Genomic DNA, 15,712 nt, shown 5'->3' with positions numbered 1-15,712 from the left:
CGGCCGGGCGCTGCGCGACCGTCCGACCGGAAGGGTAGCGGTCGATGAGCGGATCGGCGTCGCCCTGCCGTGCCGCGTGGGCGTCGGTCGGACGGGCGGGCATCCGGGCCCAGGACGACGTCAACGCCCTCGCGCTGACGATCTGTCGCATATGTGACTGTTGGTGACTGGTTGTGCGCGTCCTATTGGCGGGACTGGGGCTACCGACCTACCTTCGTCCCGGTGCGGGGGCCGGAACGGATGAATACGTCCGGGCCGGAAGCATGATCCGAGAGGTACGACCGGAGGCAGTGCATGCGCGACGCGGACAACATCCCTCGCACCCAGTTTCCGACCAACGACCGGCCCCGACGGCCCGGTTCCGTGGTCGAGGCCGGTGGGGGGCCCGTCAGCGGCCAGCCGGTCAACGAACGGTCGTACCGTCGGATGCCGGAGCAGGCGGAGGCGGCCCGGACGCCGAGCCGCCCCACCGAGCGGGTCCGCGACGACGACGAGGCGGGCTACGTCATCCACCTGCCGATCCGGGTGCCGAGCCTGGCGGCGGCGACGGTGCTCGCCGGTCGGGTCGCGGTGTCCCTGGGCTTCCTGCCCGAGCTGGACGCCGGCGAGACCACAGTGTCCAACGCCGACGACCAGAACAACCGGCACCGTGTCTTCTGCGACCTGCTGCTGCCCGACCGGTCCCGCTGCCCCCAGGGGTACGAGCACGAAGGGCTCTGTGGGGAGTTGCCGGCCACGCCGGAGCAGCGTCCCGCGTCCCGCCCGGCCGGCGGACCGTAGGCTGTCCCTCGAACAATTCCGCACCGAGAGGGAGCCCTTCAGCGATGCAGAAGTGGGAATACTCCACGGTCCCGCTGCTAGTCCACGCGACCAAGCAGATCCTCGACAACTGGGGCGAGGACGGGTGGGAGCTCGTCGCCGTGGTCCCCGGGCCCAACCCGGACCAGCTGGTCGCCTACCTGAAGCGGCCCAAGGCGTGAGCAACGGTCCGCACGCGAAGCTCGCCGAGCTGGGGTTCGAACTGCCCGAGGTCGTGCCACCGGTGGCCAGCTACGTGCCGGCCGTGCAGTCCGGCCAGCACGTGTACGTCTCCGGCCAGTTGCCGATCGCCGAGGGCAAACTGCTCGCGACCGGCAAGGTCGGCGCCGGGATCTCCGCCGAGCAGGCCAAGGATCTGGCCCAGCGCTGCGCGCTCAACGCGCTGGCCGCTGTCGACTCGCTGGTCGGCCTGGAGAACGTGGTCAAGGTGGTCAAGGTGACCGGTTTCGTGGCCTCCGCGCCCGGGTTCACCGGTCAGCCCGCGGTGATCAACGGTGCCTCCGACCTCTTCGGCACCGTCTTCGGCGAGGCCGGCCGCCACGCCCGTAGCGCCGTCGGTGTCGCCGAACTGCCCCTCGACGCCCCGGTGGAGATCGAATTGATCGTCGAGGTCGCCTGACGCGTCGGCGTCACCAGCGATCAGTCGGAAGGAAGGGCCCCTTTTGCGGCCCTTCCTTCCGGTTCGCTGAACAAGATCGTGGGGTGTGGCGGGCGGGGTCGTACGATCGCAGCCATGAGCGGGCACGTGACGGCGCCGGCGGCGGCGCTCGCCGACGAGCTGCCGACCTGGGTGACACTGCTGCGCGCACCGAACCCCGGGCCGATGACTCTCGACGGCACCAACACCTGGGTGCTGCGCGCCCCGTCGGCCGACCGGGCCGTCGTGGTCGATCCGGGGCCGGCGGACGAGGGGCACCTGAACCGCATCGCCGCGCACGGGCCCATCGGGCTGATCCTGATCACCCACGGCCACCCCGACCACACCGAGGGCGCCGCGCGACTGAGCGAACTGGTCGGCGGCGTGCACGTCCTCGCCGTCGACCCGGCGCACACCATCGGCGGCAAGCCACTCACCGAGCCGGGTGAACACCTCGGCGGCTTCGGCCTGGAGATCCGTCTGCTGAGCACGCCGGGGCACACCGCCGACTCGGTGTGCTTCCTGGTCGAGCACGGCGACGAGCAGGCGGTGCTCACCGGCGACACCATCCTCGGCCGGGGCACCACTGTCGTCGCCCACCCCGACGGGCACCTGGGCGACTACCTGGCCAGCCTGGAGCTGCTGTCCGCGTACCGGGGAATCCCGGCCCTGCCCGGGCACGGCCCGGCGCTGGCCGACTGCGCCGCCGCCGCCGACTTCTACCTCGCGCATCGCAGAGCCCGGCTCGACCAGGTCCGGGCCGCGGTCGCCGCCGGCGCTCGCACGCCCGCCGACGTGGTGGCCGCGGTCTACGCGGACGTGGACCGCTCGCTCTGGTGGGCGGCCGAGTGGTCGGTCCGCGCGCAGCTCGAATATCTGGGTGTCGACCCTGGGGAATCCGCACCCGGGGTCAGTGGGTTGGAGCACATGTGACCTGCCCCGTGTGTGGAACCGTCGCCGTTCCCGGTGCGCGGTTCTGCCACAACTGCGGTGCCGCGTTGCCGGCCGCCGCCACGTTGCCGGCGGCCGAGCGCCGGGTGGTCACCGTGCTCTTCGGTGACCTCTCCGAGTTCACCTCCTGGTCGGAGGACCTCGACCCGGAACGCGTCGGCGCGGTCACCGACCGGGTGCTCGCCGCGCTCGCCGGTGCGGTGAAGACGTTCGGCGGGCACGTCGACAAGCTGACCGGTGACGGGATCATGGCGGTCTTCGGCGCTCCCGTGGCGCACGAGGACGACGCCGAACGCGCCGTTCGAGCCGCCCTGTCCATGCAGCGGGCCGTCCGCCGGGTGCTCGACGACGAGCGAGGCGGCGGCGCGCCACTCGGGCTGCGCGTCGGCCTGAACACCGGCGACGTCATCGCGGGCATCCAGGCAGCCATCGAATATACGGTCATCGGCGACACGGTGAACACCGCCGCCCGGCTGGCCGACGCCGCCGCCGTCGGCGCGGTGTACGCCGGAGGGCGCACCGCCGCCGCGACCCGGCACGTGTCGTCCTGGCGGGCACTGCGCCCGCTGCGGCTCAAGGGAAAGCGGGAGCCGGTCGAGGCGTACGAGCTGCTGGGCCTCCTGGACGCGCCGGGCACCCGGTCGGGGCTCGGCGACGAGGCGCCGTACGTCGGACGGGAGACGGAGATCGGCCGGGTCGCCGGCCGACTCGCCGAGGTGATCGACCAGGGCGACCCGCGGGTGCTGCTGATGACCGCCGAGGCGGGTATCGGCAAGTCCCGGTTCGCCGCCGAGGTCGAGCGCCTCGCCGCCGGGTACGACGTGGGCGCCGGCCGCTACGCGGCGCACACCGGAGCCCGGGTGCTCTCGGTGCGGTGTGCCGCGTTCGGTGAGCGACGCCGGCTCGCGCCCCTGGCCGACCTGGTGCGTGCCGCCGTCGGCCTGCCCAGCGACGCGGCCACCGCGCTGACCCGACCGGCAGTCGAGGAGAGGCTGCGGCGGCTCGGGCAGCGGCTCGCCCGCTCCGGTGGTGAGACCGCGCCGATCGCCACCGAGCAACTGCTCGCCCTGCTCGGCTACGGCGAACTCCCCGCGCACGCCGGCACCGACACCGGTGAGTGGGGTGGGTCGGGCGTCCCGGCGGCGGACTCGGAGGCGGTGCCGAACGCGGTCGCCGACCTGCTCAGCGGCCTTGCCTCGGAAGCGCCGCTGGTGGTCGTGGTGGACGACCTGCACGACGCCACCGCCGAGACGATCAGCGCGCTCGGGCTGACCCTGTCCAGGCTCACCGGCCCGGTGCTGGTGCTGCTGCTCGGCCGGCCGGAGCTGGTGCGTACCGCCGGGGCGTTGACCCGGGTCGCGGACGCCGAGGTGCACTCCCTGCCACCGCTGCGCGGCGCCGACGCGGCACGGCTGCTCACGAGCTACCTCGGGGGCGGCAGGTTGCCGCAGGCCGACACGGACCGGCTGCTCGCCACCGCGCAGGGCAACCCGTTCTACCTGGCCGAGCTGGTCACCCTGTTGATCGAGCGGGGAGCGCTCACCACGGAGTCCGCGCGGGGTGTCCGCCTACCGGGGGAGCGGCCCGGCGACCGCGACCAGAGCCCGGCGGCCGGATGGCGGTTGGTGCCCGGCTCGCTGGGCAGCCGTTTGCTCTCCCGGGACCTCGCCGCCGTACTCGCCGCCCGGATCGACGCCCTGCCGCCGGACGCCCGTTCGGTGCTGCGGGACGCCGCGGTGATCGGTGACACGGTGCCGAACGGGGCGTTGGAGGCGATGCGCGAGCAGCGCGCCGGCCGCGACGGACGGCCGTCCGCCGTGGTCGCCGTGGAACTCGACCGGGCCGTCGAGGAGCTGCTGCAACGGCGGATGCTGCACCGGTCCCGGACCGGCTACTCGTTCGCGACCCCGCTGATGCGGGAAGCCGCGTACGCCGGGGTGAGCAAGGCGGAGCTGGCCGAGCGGCACGCCGCACTGGCCCGCTGGGCGGCGCCGGCGGAGGAGTCCGCCCCCGCCGCGCCGGGCGGGTTCACCGACGAGGCCCGGGACGACTTCGTGGCGACGCACGTCGAACGGGCCGCGACGCTCGCCGACGCGGTGAAGCTGCGCCCGGACGCGCCGGCCCGCGCGGTGGTGCCGTTGGGCGTCGCCGCGCTCGGCCGGGCCGCCCGCCGGTCGCTGTCCGTCGGTGAGCCGGTGCTGGCCGTCGAGTACGCCGAGCGCGCCACCGAACTCGCCCGTGACGGGGTGCCGGCGGCCGATCGGGTGGTGCACGCCCGGGCCCTGCTCCAGGTCGGCCGGGTCGTCGACGCGTTGGCGTACGCGGAGAAGATCGCCGCGAACGCGGGCGACGAGGCCACCCGGGTCGGTGCGCTGCTGCTCGCGGGGCAGGCCCAGGAGACCCTCGGTGATCAGGGCCGGGCGATGACCGCCTGGCAGGAGGCGTTGCAGGTGGCCACCGCGGCCGGCCTGCCCGTGCACCGTGCCACCGCGATGCGCCGGATCGGGATGGCCGACTTCGTGGCCGGCCGGCTGAGCCAGGCGAGCAGCCGGTTGGCCGCCGCGTACCAGGTCAGCCTCGGTGCCCAGGACCGGCGCGGGCAGGCGTGGTCGTTGCAGAACCTGGCCTGGGTCACCACCACCCGGGGTGACTTCGCCGGCACCGACGCGGTGCTCGGCCGGGCCGCCCGGCTGTTCGCCGAGCTGAAGGACCCGTACGGGCGGGCCTGGCTGCGCGGCACCACGGCGTTCGCCCGACTGCTCGCCGGGCGGCTGCGCGAGGCGTGTCGGATGGCGCAGGTCTTCCTGCCCTTCGGGGAGCGGGTCGGCGAGGCGTGGGCGGTGGGCACGCTGCGCGCGGTGGCCGCGTTCGCCACCGCCGAGCTGGGTGACCTGGCCGAGGCGGACCGGGAGGCCCGGCGGGCGTACCGGGATTTCGCCGCCGCCTCCGACGACTGGGGGCGCGGGTTCGCGCTGGTGGTCCGCGCTGTGGTGGCACGAGGGCTGGGCGAGTCGGAGCACGCGGCGGACCTGCTCGGCGACGCCCTCGCGTACGCCGAGCGCACCTCGCACCCGCTGCTGACCGGGATGGCCGGCACGCTGCGCGGGTTCGTGGCGTTGGACCTCGGCGACTGCGAGACCGCCGAGCAGATGGCCCGTTCGGTGCTGACCACTGTGGAGCCGCACAACCCGCAGGCGCCGGCGCAGGTGGCACCTCGGGTGCTGCTGGCGACGGCGCGTCTGGCCGCCGGCGACTCGGCGACAGCGGTCGGGCTGCTCGCCCCGGTGGCGACGGCCGCCGCGAACGCGCCCTCGCTGCTGTTCTCCCGCCGTCAGACGATGGCTCAGTACGCGTCGGCGCTGCTCGCCCACGGTCAGCGGGAGCAGGCGTTGGACTGGGCTCGGCGGGCGGTCACCGCGCCGGCCGAGGACGTGCGCAGTCAGGTGATCGCGGCCAGTGTGCTGGCCGAGGCGCTGGCTGCCTGCGGCCAGCCGGCGGAGGCGCTGTCCTGCGCGGACGAGGCGGTCCGCCTGGCGTACGCGACCGAGCAGCGCAGTGAGCGCGCCGCAGCCGACGCCCTGCGCGCCCGCCTGAGCACCTGACCGCGGTGATCAAGAGGTTCGCGTCAGGAAACTGTCGTGCGGTGACCGAAACCTCTTGATCAACATGAAGGGTCGGGGTTGGGTTTCTACCGGTTTTGGGGATGTGGTGGTCGGGGGTAGCGGCTAGCGTGTCACCACCGTGTGCTGGTCCACAGTGGTGACCATCGCCGTGCCTGGGGAGGCCCTTCATGAAGCTGCCGCGTTCCATCGCGGGCTGGACCATCGCGGTCTTCGGCGTGTTGGCGCTGGTGATGGGCACGGTCGGGCTGCTCTGGCCGGAGGCGCAGCTGCGCATGCTCGGGTTCGAGGTGCCGGAGACGCGGGCCGTCGGTGACCACACCGGCACGTTCCTGTTGGCGTCGTCGATGGCGGCGTTCAACATGGGGGTCTACTACCTGCTGGCCACCGTCACCGAGTGGCGGGCGTTCTACCGGTTCACAGTGGTTTTCCGGTTGGTCACGTTCACCGTCTTCACCATCGCCGTGCTGGCCGACATCGCCCCCGACCGGTTCTTCGGGGTGGCGGCCTGGGAGGGGCTGGGAGCCGTGGCCACCGCCGTCGGCCTGCGCCTGGACGCTCGCCGGGGTGACCTCAGCACGGCCGACGGTGCCACGGCGACCGCGGCCGCCGAGGAGGGTGCCGGTCCCGCCGGAGCCGCTTCGGCGGACGCGGTGCGCTGAGCCATCGGTCGGGTTGGGTATTTTCGAGCGGTGACGGACACCCCGAGCGGCGGCTTGCCGGTTCCGATCGTGCCCGGCCTGACCGATTTGCGGGTTTTTGCCCGGGGTGGATACGCGACCGTCTACCAGGCCACCCAGATCTCGGTGGGCCGCGAGGTCGCCGTCAAGGTGGAGAACCGGACGCTGGACAGCGAGCGGGATCAGGCCCGCTTCCTGCGCGAGGCGCGGGCTGCCGGCCGGATGTCGTCACACCCGCACGTGGTCGACCTCTTCGACGTCGGGGTCACCGTCGACCAGCACCCCTACCTGATCATGGAGCTCTGCGACGGCTCGTACGCCGAACGGATGCGCACCTCGCCGCTGGGCCCCGTGGAGGCCCGTGACCTCGGCATGAAGATCGCCGACGCGCTGGCCCACTCCCACGCCGCCGGGGTGCTGCACCGCGACGTCAAACCGGCCAACATCCTCCACTCACACTTCAACTCGGCAGTGCTCGCGGACTTCGGGCTGGCCGTGCTCGCCGAGCACCGCGACGCCTCGGTCACGCTGGAGGTGCTCACCCCGGCGTACGCGCCACCGGAGATGTTCAGCCACAGCCCGCCGTCACCGGCCGTCGACGTGTACGCGCTCTGCGCCACCCTCTACGCGGTGATGCACGGCCGACCGCCCCGCTGGCAGTCCGAGCGCAATCCCAGCCTGGTCACAGTGCTGGAGATGTTCAACCAGCCGCTGCCCCCGTTGCCCGGGGTGCCGGACGAGCTGATCGATGTCCTGCGCCTCGGCATGGCCAACGACCCCGCCGAGCGTCCCTCCGCCCTGGAGTTGCACGACCTCCTCGCCAACCTGCCCCTCGGGCCGCCGTCGGCACCCGTCAGCGGTCCCCCGGTCAGCGGTGGCGCCACCATCTCCGGCGCCTACCCGGTCAGCCGGCCCATTCCCCGTCCGGCCATCGAGGACACCCAGCAGGCGGTGCCCAGCGGTCGGCGCTGGCGGCGCTGGTTCCTCGGCGGCGCGGGTGTGCTCGCTCTCGCCGCCTCCGCCACCGCCGGGGCCTGGGTCGCCGACCGGGCGGCGGTGCCCACCCCGAACCCGTCGGTCACCCAGGTCGCCGCACCGGCGACCGGCCCGCTGCCCGGCTGCGCCACCGGCTCCGGTGCGCCGACCGCCCTGCCCGAGGGCGCCCGCTGCCTGCCTGAGCTGGAGTGCTTCGGCCCGGTGCGGATCCGGGGCGACCGCGCGGAGGCGGCCCGGCTGCCCTGCGCCGGCCGGCACACCTGGGAGACGTACGCCGAAGGCATCCTGCCGGTGTCGCTGGTCGGTGCCGCCTACGACGAGGTGATCGCCGCCGCCCCAGTGCGACAGGTGTGCAGCGCCACCACGTTCCGGTTGACGACCGGGATCGCCGAGCCGAGCGGCTGGCACCTGGAGGTGCTACCGCCGGTCGACGGCAGCATCGACCGGGCGTACCGGTGTCTGGCCGGGCGGGGCGTGGACGCGCTCGCCGCGCCCACCCTCACCGGCCGCCGCTGAGCCCGTTCGTTCCGCGTCGCCGGTCACGCACCGCACGCAACGCGTCCCGACTGTCGAGGGCGTCGAGGGTGTCGGCGTCGATCCCGTACGGCATCAACTCGGGCGGCCCGACGGCCGCCGAGCGGTCCACCGGTTCCGGTGCGTCGCCCTGCCGGGCGGCCGAGACGGCGACCCCGGCGACCATGGTCAGCAGGACGCAGAGAAGTGCCAGGGCCACGCCGAGAAGATCCTGTCGACGCCAGATGACCAGCATAGCCAGCGGCACGAGGGCTCCCAGCGCCGCGAGCACCGCCACCGTCCGCGCATCGGGTCTGGGCAATCGGCTCACCCGTCCAGCATGTCGTGACGAGCCCGGCTGTCAACCGCAGAGCCGACCGGCGCGCCGATGGATGTCGATCGGCTGGGCGGTCCGACATGACCGCTCGGCGTCCACACTCAGTGGACGAGAGCCGCTACTCTCGGTGTCCCGCAGGCTCTTCCGGCAGCGAGGTCGCCCATGAACCCAGGCAGGTCGCAGTCCCGGCTCCGCTCGGTCGCGTCGACGCTGGCCGTCGCCCTCACCCTCGCACTGGCCGCCGCCGCTGGCTGCGACAGTCGGCAGGAACCCGACCTGCAGTCGGTGCAGGAGAAGATGCGCGAGACGCACATCTACGGCCAGTCGAAGCTGCGGATCGGTGTCGCCACGAACGAGCCGTTGATGGGCGAGTTGCGGAACGGCAAGCACGCCGGTTTCGACGTCGAGATCGCCAAGTACATCGCCGCCTCCCTCGGCTACGAGGGGGACCAGCGTCTGGAGTTCGTGCCGGTGGCCACCGAGGAGCGGATCCCCGCGCTCCAGGGCGGCACTGTGGACCTCGTGGTCTCCAGCTTCTCGATCACCGAGGAGCGCAAGAAGGTGGTGAGCTTCGCCGGGCCGTACTTCGTCACCACCCAGGAGGTGATGGTGCCGACCCGGTTGAAGGGCAAGATCAGCACCATCGAGGACCTCCGCAACCCGGACTACAAGATCTGCACCAGCGGCGGCTCCACCACCGAGGCCGAGCTGGGCAGTCACCAGGTCAAGGCGTTGGTCGTGAAGACCGTCGGTGACTGCGTCAACGGCATCCGTGCCGGCCGCTACGACGCGGTCAGCTCCGACGAGACGATCCTCGCCGGCTTCCTGGCCCGGCACCCGAAGGAGTTCGAGATCGTCGACCTGCCCTTCGGCACCAGCGAGTTGTTGGGCATCGGCGTGCCGATCGGCGACCCGGCACTCCGCGATCTGGTCGCGTTCTTCCTGCAGAAGAGCTACCAGCAGGGCCGCGACGAGCAGGCGAGCCCATGGCAGACCGCGTACAACCAGACCCTCGGTCCGTGGCTGACGGCAGAGAAGCGCCAGCCGCAACCGCTGGAGGTGCCGAAGCTCGTCGACTTCGACGACAAGGCGCCCGCGAAGTGAGCGCGGCGACCACCGCCGCCGACAGCGACGGCCCGGTCCCGCCGCCCCGCCGATCCGAGCCGGGTGACGACGCCACAGCCCCGACCCCCGACGGTACGCTGCCCGTGGCCGGCGGGATGGACACCATCGACTGGCCGGTCGGAGTTCCGGTCGCCGAGCCCGCCCAGCCGGTCGTCGCCGAGGTCGAGCCCGGGCGGGTCCGCTGGGATCCGGCCGAGCGGCGCGCCCGAGCCAGCCAGTCGTTCTGGACCGCCGTGGTGGGCGTACCCGCGATCTTCTCGGTGCTCCGCCTCGGCGTGGAAGCCGGCGGGGAACTCCAGACCACGCTGCTGCTGGTCGCCAACGTCGGGCCGGTCAACCTGCTCGCCGGCTTCCTGACCACGGCTGCCCGGCTGCTCTCGACCGGAATGGTCGCCGTCTTCGCGCTCGGCGCGGTGTTGGCGGTCAGCGCGGACCAGTTGCCGCCGGGCACCCGTCGCCGTCCGCTCTTCGCCCGGTGGGCCGACATCACCCCGGCCTGGGTGGTCCTGGCCAGTTTCCTGCTCGCCCTGATCACCTGGCCGCTGCTCTACCTTCCGTTGCTGTTGCCGGCCTTCGTGGCCGCGTTCCAACTCCGCCCCGCCCGTCTGCACGAGCGGCTGCTGCCACGGCTGCTGATCATCGTCGTGCTGCTCGCCGGGTACGGCTGGCTGATGCTGCCCACGCTGCGCGAGGCGGTGAAGCAGGGCGATGAGGGGCTGGTGCTGGCGCTCCTCGTGGTGCCTCCGCTGCTCGCCCTGTTCATCGCCGGGCCGCTGCCGGGCCTGGTGATCCGGCCGCTGGCGTCGGTGACCGAGGTGGCGGTGCTGGTCACGCTGGTCTGGGCCGCGGTGCCGGTGATCAGCACCCCGGTGTTGCCGCTCACCGTCACCACCGTGGGGCCGGAGAGCGGACCGACCGAGGACGTACGCGGGCACGTGGTCACCACCGACGACGTCAACATGGTGATCCTTCAGGAGCGGGGCGGGGTCCGGTACGTCCCGGTCGACCTGGTCCGCGCGCAGGTGCTCTGCCCGAGCGAGGAGGAGCTGCCCCGGCACCAGTTGCGCATCCACGACTTCCACGTCGAGGACTCCCTGTTGGAGGGGATGGGCCGACGGGTCCGCCCGGTCCACCGGATCGACGCCGCCTGCCGCACCCCTCTCTGATCGCACTGATGTCGACGGCTCAGTAGGACTTCTCCTGACCCAGGACGTGCTGGGCGACGAAGTTGAGGATCATCTCCCGGCTGACCGGGGCGATCCGACCGGCCCGCACCGCGCCGAGCAACGTGGCCACCCCGTACTCGGTGGTCATTCCGGCCCCGCCGAGCACCTGGACGGCGGTGTCCACGGCGAGCGCGGCGGCCTCCCCGGCCGCGTACTTGGCCATGTTTCCGGAGACCCCGGCCTCCAGGTCCCGGCCGGCGTCGTAGAGGGTGGCCGCCTTCTGGATCATGAGGCGGGCCAGTTCCACCTGCACGGCCGCGTGGGCCAGCGGGTGCGAGACGCCCTGGTGGGAACCGATGCTCCGGCCACTCCAGACCTTGCGGGTGGCGGTGTACTCGCTGGCCCGTTCGATGGCGTACCGCCCGGTGCCCGCACCCATCGCGGCCACTGTGATCCGCTCCGGGTTGAGCCCGGCGAACAGCGCCGGCAACCCGGCGTCCAGCGACTCACCGAGCAACGCGTCGGCGGGCACCCGCACGTCGTCCAGGTAGAGCAGGAACTGGTTCTCCGGGGAGACGATCTCCATGTCCAGCTTGGACCTGGTCAACCCGGCCGCGTCGGTCGGCACCAGGAACAGTGCGGGCTTGAGCCGCTGCGGAGCCGTGTCCCCTGATCCGGCTGGGCCGTCATCGACGGCGACACGGGCCACCACCAGAACATGCCCGGCCTCGTCGACACCGGAGATGTAGCACTTACGACCGTTGAGCACCCAACCGTCACCGTCGCGGCGGGCCACGGTGCCGAGCCGGTGGAAGTTGGAACCCGCCTCCGGCTCGGTGATCGCGAACACGATCTTCTGAGAGCCGTCCGCGAGACCGGGCAGGTGCCGTTTGCGCTGCTCCTCGGTGCCGTGCCGGGCCAGCACCGTCGCCGCGATCGCGGGGGAGACCACCAGCAGCAGCAACGGGCAGCCGGCCGCCGCCAACTCCTCGCAGACGATCGCCAGCTCGGTGATGCCGCCGCCCCCGCCGCCGTACTCGGTGGGGATGTTGACCCCCAGGTAGCCGAGCCGGCCGGCCTCCGCCCAGAGTTCGGTGGTGTGTTCGCCGGCCTTCGCCTTCTCGACGAAGTAGCCGTGGCCGTAGCGACGGCCGAGCGCCCGCACGGCGTCGCGCAGCTGATCCTGCTCGGGGGTGAGGTCGAAGGTCATCGGGGGTCCTCCTCGGTAGTGACCACAGCCAGCACGTCGCCCGTCCGGACCTGACCGCCGGCCGGCACCGGCAGCTCGGCGACCACCCCGTCGGCCGGGGCGAGCACGGGATGTTCCAGCTTCATCGCTTCCAGCGTGAGCAGTGGTTCGCCGGCCGCGACCCGCTGGCCGACCTGGACGTGCACCCGGCTCACCGCGCCGGGCAGCGGCGCGAGCAGCGACCCGGCGGCCACCTCCGCGGTCGGCAACGGGAGGCGCGGCAGCTCGGTCAGGCTCGCCGCCCCGTCCGGGCCGTCCACGAAGACCGTCGACAGCACCCGGTGTACGCGGAACGCGCGCCGGACCCCGTCGACGTCGAGCACCACCCGGTCCGCTGTCGCCTCGACCAGCTCGACGGCGGGCTGCTCGGCGCGGCCTTCGGTGACGCCGGCGTGGTCGGCGGCGCGGCGCTCGTCGGTGTCGTGCTCGGCGGACCACTCGGCGAGGCCGCCCGTGCGGTCCAGCCGGTAGCGGACCTCGATCTCGCCGTCCGGGCCGCTGAACCGGGTGACCTGCGGGACCGCCGGCACGTTGCGCCAGCCCGACGGAAGCCCCGAGAGCACGGGAGCGGTCGCCCGTCGGTGCGCGGCAGCCGCCAGCGCGGCGGCGAGGGCGGTGACCGGGACCTGTTCGGCGGGGAGCAGCGGGGCGAAGACCTCGGGGTGCCGGTCCAGGAAACCGGTGTCGATCTCGGCCGCCGCGAACTCCGGGCTGCGGAGCACCCGGACCAGCAGATCGCGGTTGGTCGCCACCCCGTGCAACTCGGCCCGCGCCAGCGCTCCCGCCAGCGCGCGGACCGCCTCGGACCGGGTCGGCGCCACGGCGATCACCTTGGCGAGCAGCGAGTCGTAGTGCACACCCACCTCGGAGCCCGCCACCACGCCGGAGTCCAACCGCAGGCCGGCCCGCTGGAGCCAGCCGAACTCGCGGTCCACCCCCGGCACGTCGAAGCGGTGCATCGTGCCGGTGGCCGGCCGCCAGCCCTGCGCCGGATCCTCGGCGCACAGCCGCACCTCGACCGCGTAACCCCGCGCGGCGGGGTGCTGGCTGTGCTCGGGCAACGGGTCACCCTCGGCCACCAGCAGTTGCAGCCGGACGAGATCCAGCTCGACCGGAGTGGTCAGCTCGGTGACCGGGTGCTCGACCTGGAGGCGGGTGTTCATCTCCAGGAAGAAGAACTCCCCGGTCGGTGCCAGCAGGAACTCCACAGTCCCGGCGCTCACGTAATCCACCGCGCGCCCGGCCGCCACCGCCGCCGCGTGCAGGCGTTCCCGCAGCTCCGCCCCGACGACCCCGGGCGCCTCCTCGATGATCTTCTGGTGCCGGCGCTGGATCGAGCACTCCCGGACACCGAGCGCGGCGACCGTACCGTGGGTGTCGCCGAAGATCTGCACCTCGACGTGCCGGCCACGTTCGACGTACCGCTCGATGAAGACGGTGCCGTCACCGAACGCCGCAGCCGCCTCGCGGCGCGCGGACGCCACGGCCTCGGGCAGCTCCTCGGCGCTCCGGACGATCCGCATGCCCCGCCCGCCGCCACCGGCGGACGCCTTCACCAGCACCGGGAAGTCGGTGACCTCGTCGGGGTCGGTCCAGCTCGGCAGCATCGGCACGCCCGCGTCGGCGAGCATCGCCTTCGCCGCCAGCTTGTCGCCCATCGCGGCGATCACCTTGGCGGGTGGGCCGACCCAGGTCAGCCCGGCGTCGGTCACCGCAGCCGCGAAGTCGGCGTTCTCGGCGAGGAACCCGTAACCGGGGTGGACCGCGTCCGCACCGGTGCGCCGGGCCGCGTCCAGGATCAGGTCGATCCGCAGGTACGTCTCGGACGGAGTGTTCCCGGGCAACCGGACCGCCTGGTCGGCCTCCCGCACGAACGGCGCCGACGAGTCGGCGTCCGAGTGCACGGCCACCGTCTCCACGCCCAGCGCCCGGCAGGTCGCGAAGACCCGACGCGCGATCTCACCCCGGTTGGCAACGAGCAAACGTTCGATCATCGGTTGACCCCTCACATCCGGAAGATGCCGTAGCCGTCGGCACCCTTGACGGGTCCGCTGTGGATCGCCGAGAGGCAGAGGCCGAGGACGGTCCGGGTGTCCCGCGGGTCGATCACCCCGTCGTCGTAGAGCCGGCCGGACAGGAACAACGCGCCGGACTGTGACTCGATCTGCTGCTCGACCATCATCCGCATCGCCGCGTCGGACTCCTCGTCGTAGTCGCGCCCCCGCGCGGCAGCCGCCTGGCGGGCCACGATGGAGAGCACGCCGGCGAGCTGGGCCGGACCCATCACCGCCGACTTCGCGTTCGGCCAGGTGAACAGGAACCTCGGCTCGTACGCGCGGCCACACATGCCGTAGTTGCCAGCCCCGTACGAGGCCCCCAGGTTCACCGTCAGGTGCGGCACCGTCGAGTTGGACACCGCATTGATCATCAGTGCGCCGTGCTTGATGATGCCGCGCTGCTCGTACTCGGTGCCGACCATGTAGCCGGTGGTGTTCTGCAGGAAGATGAGCGGAGTGTCGGCGGCGTTCGCGAGCTGGATGAACTGGGCCGCCTTCTGCGCCTCCTCGCTGAACAGCACCCCACGGGCATTCGCGAGTACGCCCACCGGGTAACCGTGCAGCTCGCCCCAGCCGGTGACCAGGGCACCCCCGTACGCCGGCTTGAACTCGTCGAACTCACTGCCGTCGAGGACCCGGGCCAGCACCTCACGCGGATCGAACGGCACCTTCAGATCGGCGCTGGTGATGCCGAGCAGTTCCTCCGGGTCGTACTTCGGTGGCTGCGGCACCGCCGAACGCGGCGGAGGGCCCTGCTTGCGCCAGTTCAGCCGGCGTACGCACTGGCGGGCCAGCCGGATCCCGTCCCGCTCGTCCTCGGCCAGATAGTCGGCCAGCCCGGACGTGCCGGCGTGCATCTCCGCACCACCCAACGACTCGTCGTCGGTGACCTCGCCGGTCGCCATCTTCACCAGCGGCGGCCCGGCCAGGTAGACCTGCGACCGGTCCCGAATCATGATCACGTGGTCGGACATCCCCGGCACGTACGCGCCACCGGCCGTCGCGTTGCCGAAGACCACGCTGACCGTGGGGATACCCGCCGCCGAGAGCCGGGTCAGGTCGCGGAACACCCGGCCACCCGGAATGAAGATCTCCGCCTGGGTGGGCAGGTCCGCCCCGGCCGACTCCACCAGGTTGACCATCGGCAGCCGGTTGGCCAGCGCGATCTCGCCGGCCCGCCGGGTCTTGGCGAGCGACCACGGGTTGACCGCGCCACCGCGTACCGTCGGGTCGTTCGCGACGATCAGGCACTCCACGCCCTCGACCACCCCGATCCCGGTCACCACGCTGGCCCCGACCGGGAAGTCCGTCCCGAACGCGGCGACCGGCGACAACTCCAGGAACGGGCTGTCCGCGTCCACCAGCAGCTCGATGCGCTCCCGAGGCAGCAACTTGCCGCGCCCGTGGTGCCGGGACACGTACTTCTCGCCGCCGCCCGCCCGAGCCTGGCCCAGAGCGGCATCAAGCTCGGCCAGCCGCTCCAGCAGGGCCGCCCGGTTCGCCGCGTACCCGGGTGCCGTGGGGTCGATCGCGCTGTCCAGAGTGCTCACGGTGCCTCCTTC

The 15,712-nt window shown here is 72.7% G+C and carries 13 protein-coding genes; 9 read left to right on the top strand and 4 right to left on the bottom strand.

Going from position 1 to position 15,712, the window contains the following annotated elements; translation table 11 throughout:
• The first annotated feature begins 294 nt into the window (after positions 1–294).
• The 7 genes from O7631_RS03725 to O7631_RS03695 all read left to right on the top strand — a co-directional run bounded on the left by O7631_RS03725 (position 295) and on the right by O7631_RS03695 (position 8,219).
• Complete coding sequence (locus tag O7631_RS03725) at positions 295–780, top strand: hypothetical protein (protein WP_278143022.1); 486 nt, start codon at positions 295–297, stop codon at positions 778–780.
• 44 nt (positions 781–824) lie between these two features.
• Complete coding sequence (locus O7631_RS03720; protein WP_007466198.1) at positions 825–980, top strand: DUF4177 domain-containing protein; 156 nt, start codon at positions 825–827, stop codon at positions 978–980.
• The gene (locus O7631_RS03715; protein ID WP_088950573.1) at positions 977–1,438 is read left to right on the top strand and encodes a RidA family protein; all 462 of its coding nucleotides are present in this window, start codon (positions 977–979) and stop codon (positions 1,436–1,438) included. The genes O7631_RS03720 and O7631_RS03715 overlap by 4 nt, the downstream gene beginning before the upstream one ends.
• Before the next feature lie 114 nt (positions 1,439–1,552).
• Positions 1,553–2,389: an MBL fold metallo-hydrolase gene (locus O7631_RS03710; RefSeq protein WP_278143021.1), complete on the top strand. Its 837-nt coding sequence runs from the start codon at positions 1,553–1,555 to the stop codon at positions 2,387–2,389.
• Entirely contained in the window at positions 2,386–6,009 is a 3,624-nt protein-coding gene (locus O7631_RS03705; RefSeq protein WP_278143020.1) for an adenylate/guanylate cyclase domain-containing protein, read from the top strand. The genes O7631_RS03710 and O7631_RS03705 overlap by 4 nt, the downstream gene beginning before the upstream one ends.
• Positions 6,010–6,197: 188 nt before the next feature.
• The gene (locus tag O7631_RS03700; RefSeq protein WP_278143019.1) at positions 6,198–6,689 is read left to right on the top strand and encodes a hypothetical protein; all 492 of its coding nucleotides are present in this window, start codon (positions 6,198–6,200) and stop codon (positions 6,687–6,689) included.
• Positions 6,690–6,719: 30 nt separating this feature from the next.
• The gene (locus O7631_RS03695) at positions 6,720–8,219 is read left to right on the top strand and encodes a serine/threonine-protein kinase (RefSeq protein WP_278143018.1); all 1,500 of its coding nucleotides are present in this window, start codon (positions 6,720–6,722) and stop codon (positions 8,217–8,219) included.
• Here the strand turns inward: O7631_RS03695 and O7631_RS03690 are convergent.
• Entirely contained in the window at positions 8,203–8,547 is a 345-nt protein-coding gene (locus tag O7631_RS03690) for a hypothetical protein (RefSeq protein ID WP_278143017.1), read from the bottom strand. The two genes, O7631_RS03695 and O7631_RS03690, sit on opposite strands and share 17 nt — an antisense overlap.
• 168 nt (positions 8,548–8,715) lie before the next feature.
• On the opposite strand from O7631_RS03690, the gene O7631_RS03685 reads away from it, so the two are divergent.
• Both O7631_RS03685 and O7631_RS03680 read left to right on the top strand, forming a co-directional pair.
• Positions 8,716–9,657, top strand: coding sequence for a transporter substrate-binding domain-containing protein (locus O7631_RS03685; RefSeq protein WP_278143016.1), 942 nt, complete (start codon positions 8,716–8,718; stop codon positions 9,655–9,657).
• Entirely contained in the window at positions 9,654–10,844 is a 1,191-nt protein-coding gene (locus tag O7631_RS03680; RefSeq protein WP_278143015.1) for a hypothetical protein, read from the top strand. Before O7631_RS03685 ends, O7631_RS03680 begins: the two co-directional genes overlap by 4 nt.
• Before the next feature lie 19 nt (positions 10,845–10,863).
• On the opposite strand, the gene O7631_RS03675 is transcribed toward O7631_RS03680, so the two are convergent.
• Genes O7631_RS03675 through O7631_RS03665 form a run of 3 tightly spaced genes read right to left on the bottom strand, consistent with a single transcriptional unit; the run spans position 10,864 to position 15,700 of the window.
• Positions 10,864–12,054, bottom strand: coding sequence for an acyl-CoA dehydrogenase (locus tag O7631_RS03675; protein ID WP_278143014.1), 1,191 nt, complete (start codon positions 12,052–12,054; stop codon positions 10,864–10,866).
• Positions 12,051–14,087, bottom strand: a complete 2,037-nt coding sequence (locus O7631_RS03670; RefSeq protein WP_278143013.1) for a biotin carboxylase N-terminal domain-containing protein — start codon at positions 14,085–14,087, stop codon at positions 12,051–12,053. The genes O7631_RS03675 and O7631_RS03670 overlap by 4 nt, the downstream gene beginning before the upstream one ends.
• A gap of 11 nt (positions 14,088–14,098) precedes the next feature.
• Positions 14,099–15,700 carry a carboxyl transferase domain-containing protein gene (locus O7631_RS03665; RefSeq protein ID WP_278143012.1) on the bottom strand — a complete coding sequence of 534 codons (1,602 nt, stop codon included), beginning with the start codon at positions 15,698–15,700 and terminating at the stop codon, positions 14,099–14,101.
• Positions 15,701–15,712: the final 12 nt, after the last annotated feature.

Origin of the sequence: Micromonospora sp. WMMD967, assembly GCF_029626165.1 — a bacterium.
GTDB classification, from domain to species: domain Bacteria; phylum Actinomycetota; class Actinomycetes; order Mycobacteriales; family Micromonosporaceae; genus Micromonospora; species Micromonospora taraxaci.
This window is presented reverse-complemented; position numbering and strand designations above follow the sequence as displayed.

Coding starts and splice junctions, on each gene's coding strand:
- O7631_RS03675 (WP_278143014.1), bottom strand. CDS start 12,054: ATGACCTTCGACCTCACCCCCGAGCAGGATCAGCTGCGCGACGCCGTG.
- O7631_RS03710 (WP_278143021.1), top strand. CDS start 1,553: ATGAGCGGGCACGTGACGGCGCCGGCGGCGGCGCTCGCCGACGAGCTG.
- O7631_RS03670 (WP_278143013.1), bottom strand. CDS start 14,087: ATGATCGAACGTTTGCTCGTTGCCAACCGGGGTGAGATCGCGCGTCGG.
- O7631_RS03720 (WP_007466198.1), top strand. CDS start 825: ATGCAGAAGTGGGAATACTCCACGGTCCCGCTGCTAGTCCACGCGACC.
- O7631_RS03700 (WP_278143019.1), top strand. CDS start 6,198: ATGAAGCTGCCGCGTTCCATCGCGGGCTGGACCATCGCGGTCTTCGGC.
- O7631_RS03725 (WP_278143022.1), top strand. CDS start 295: ATGCGCGACGCGGACAACATCCCTCGCACCCAGTTTCCGACCAACGAC.
- O7631_RS03685 (WP_278143016.1), top strand. CDS start 8,716: ATGAACCCAGGCAGGTCGCAGTCCCGGCTCCGCTCGGTCGCGTCGACG.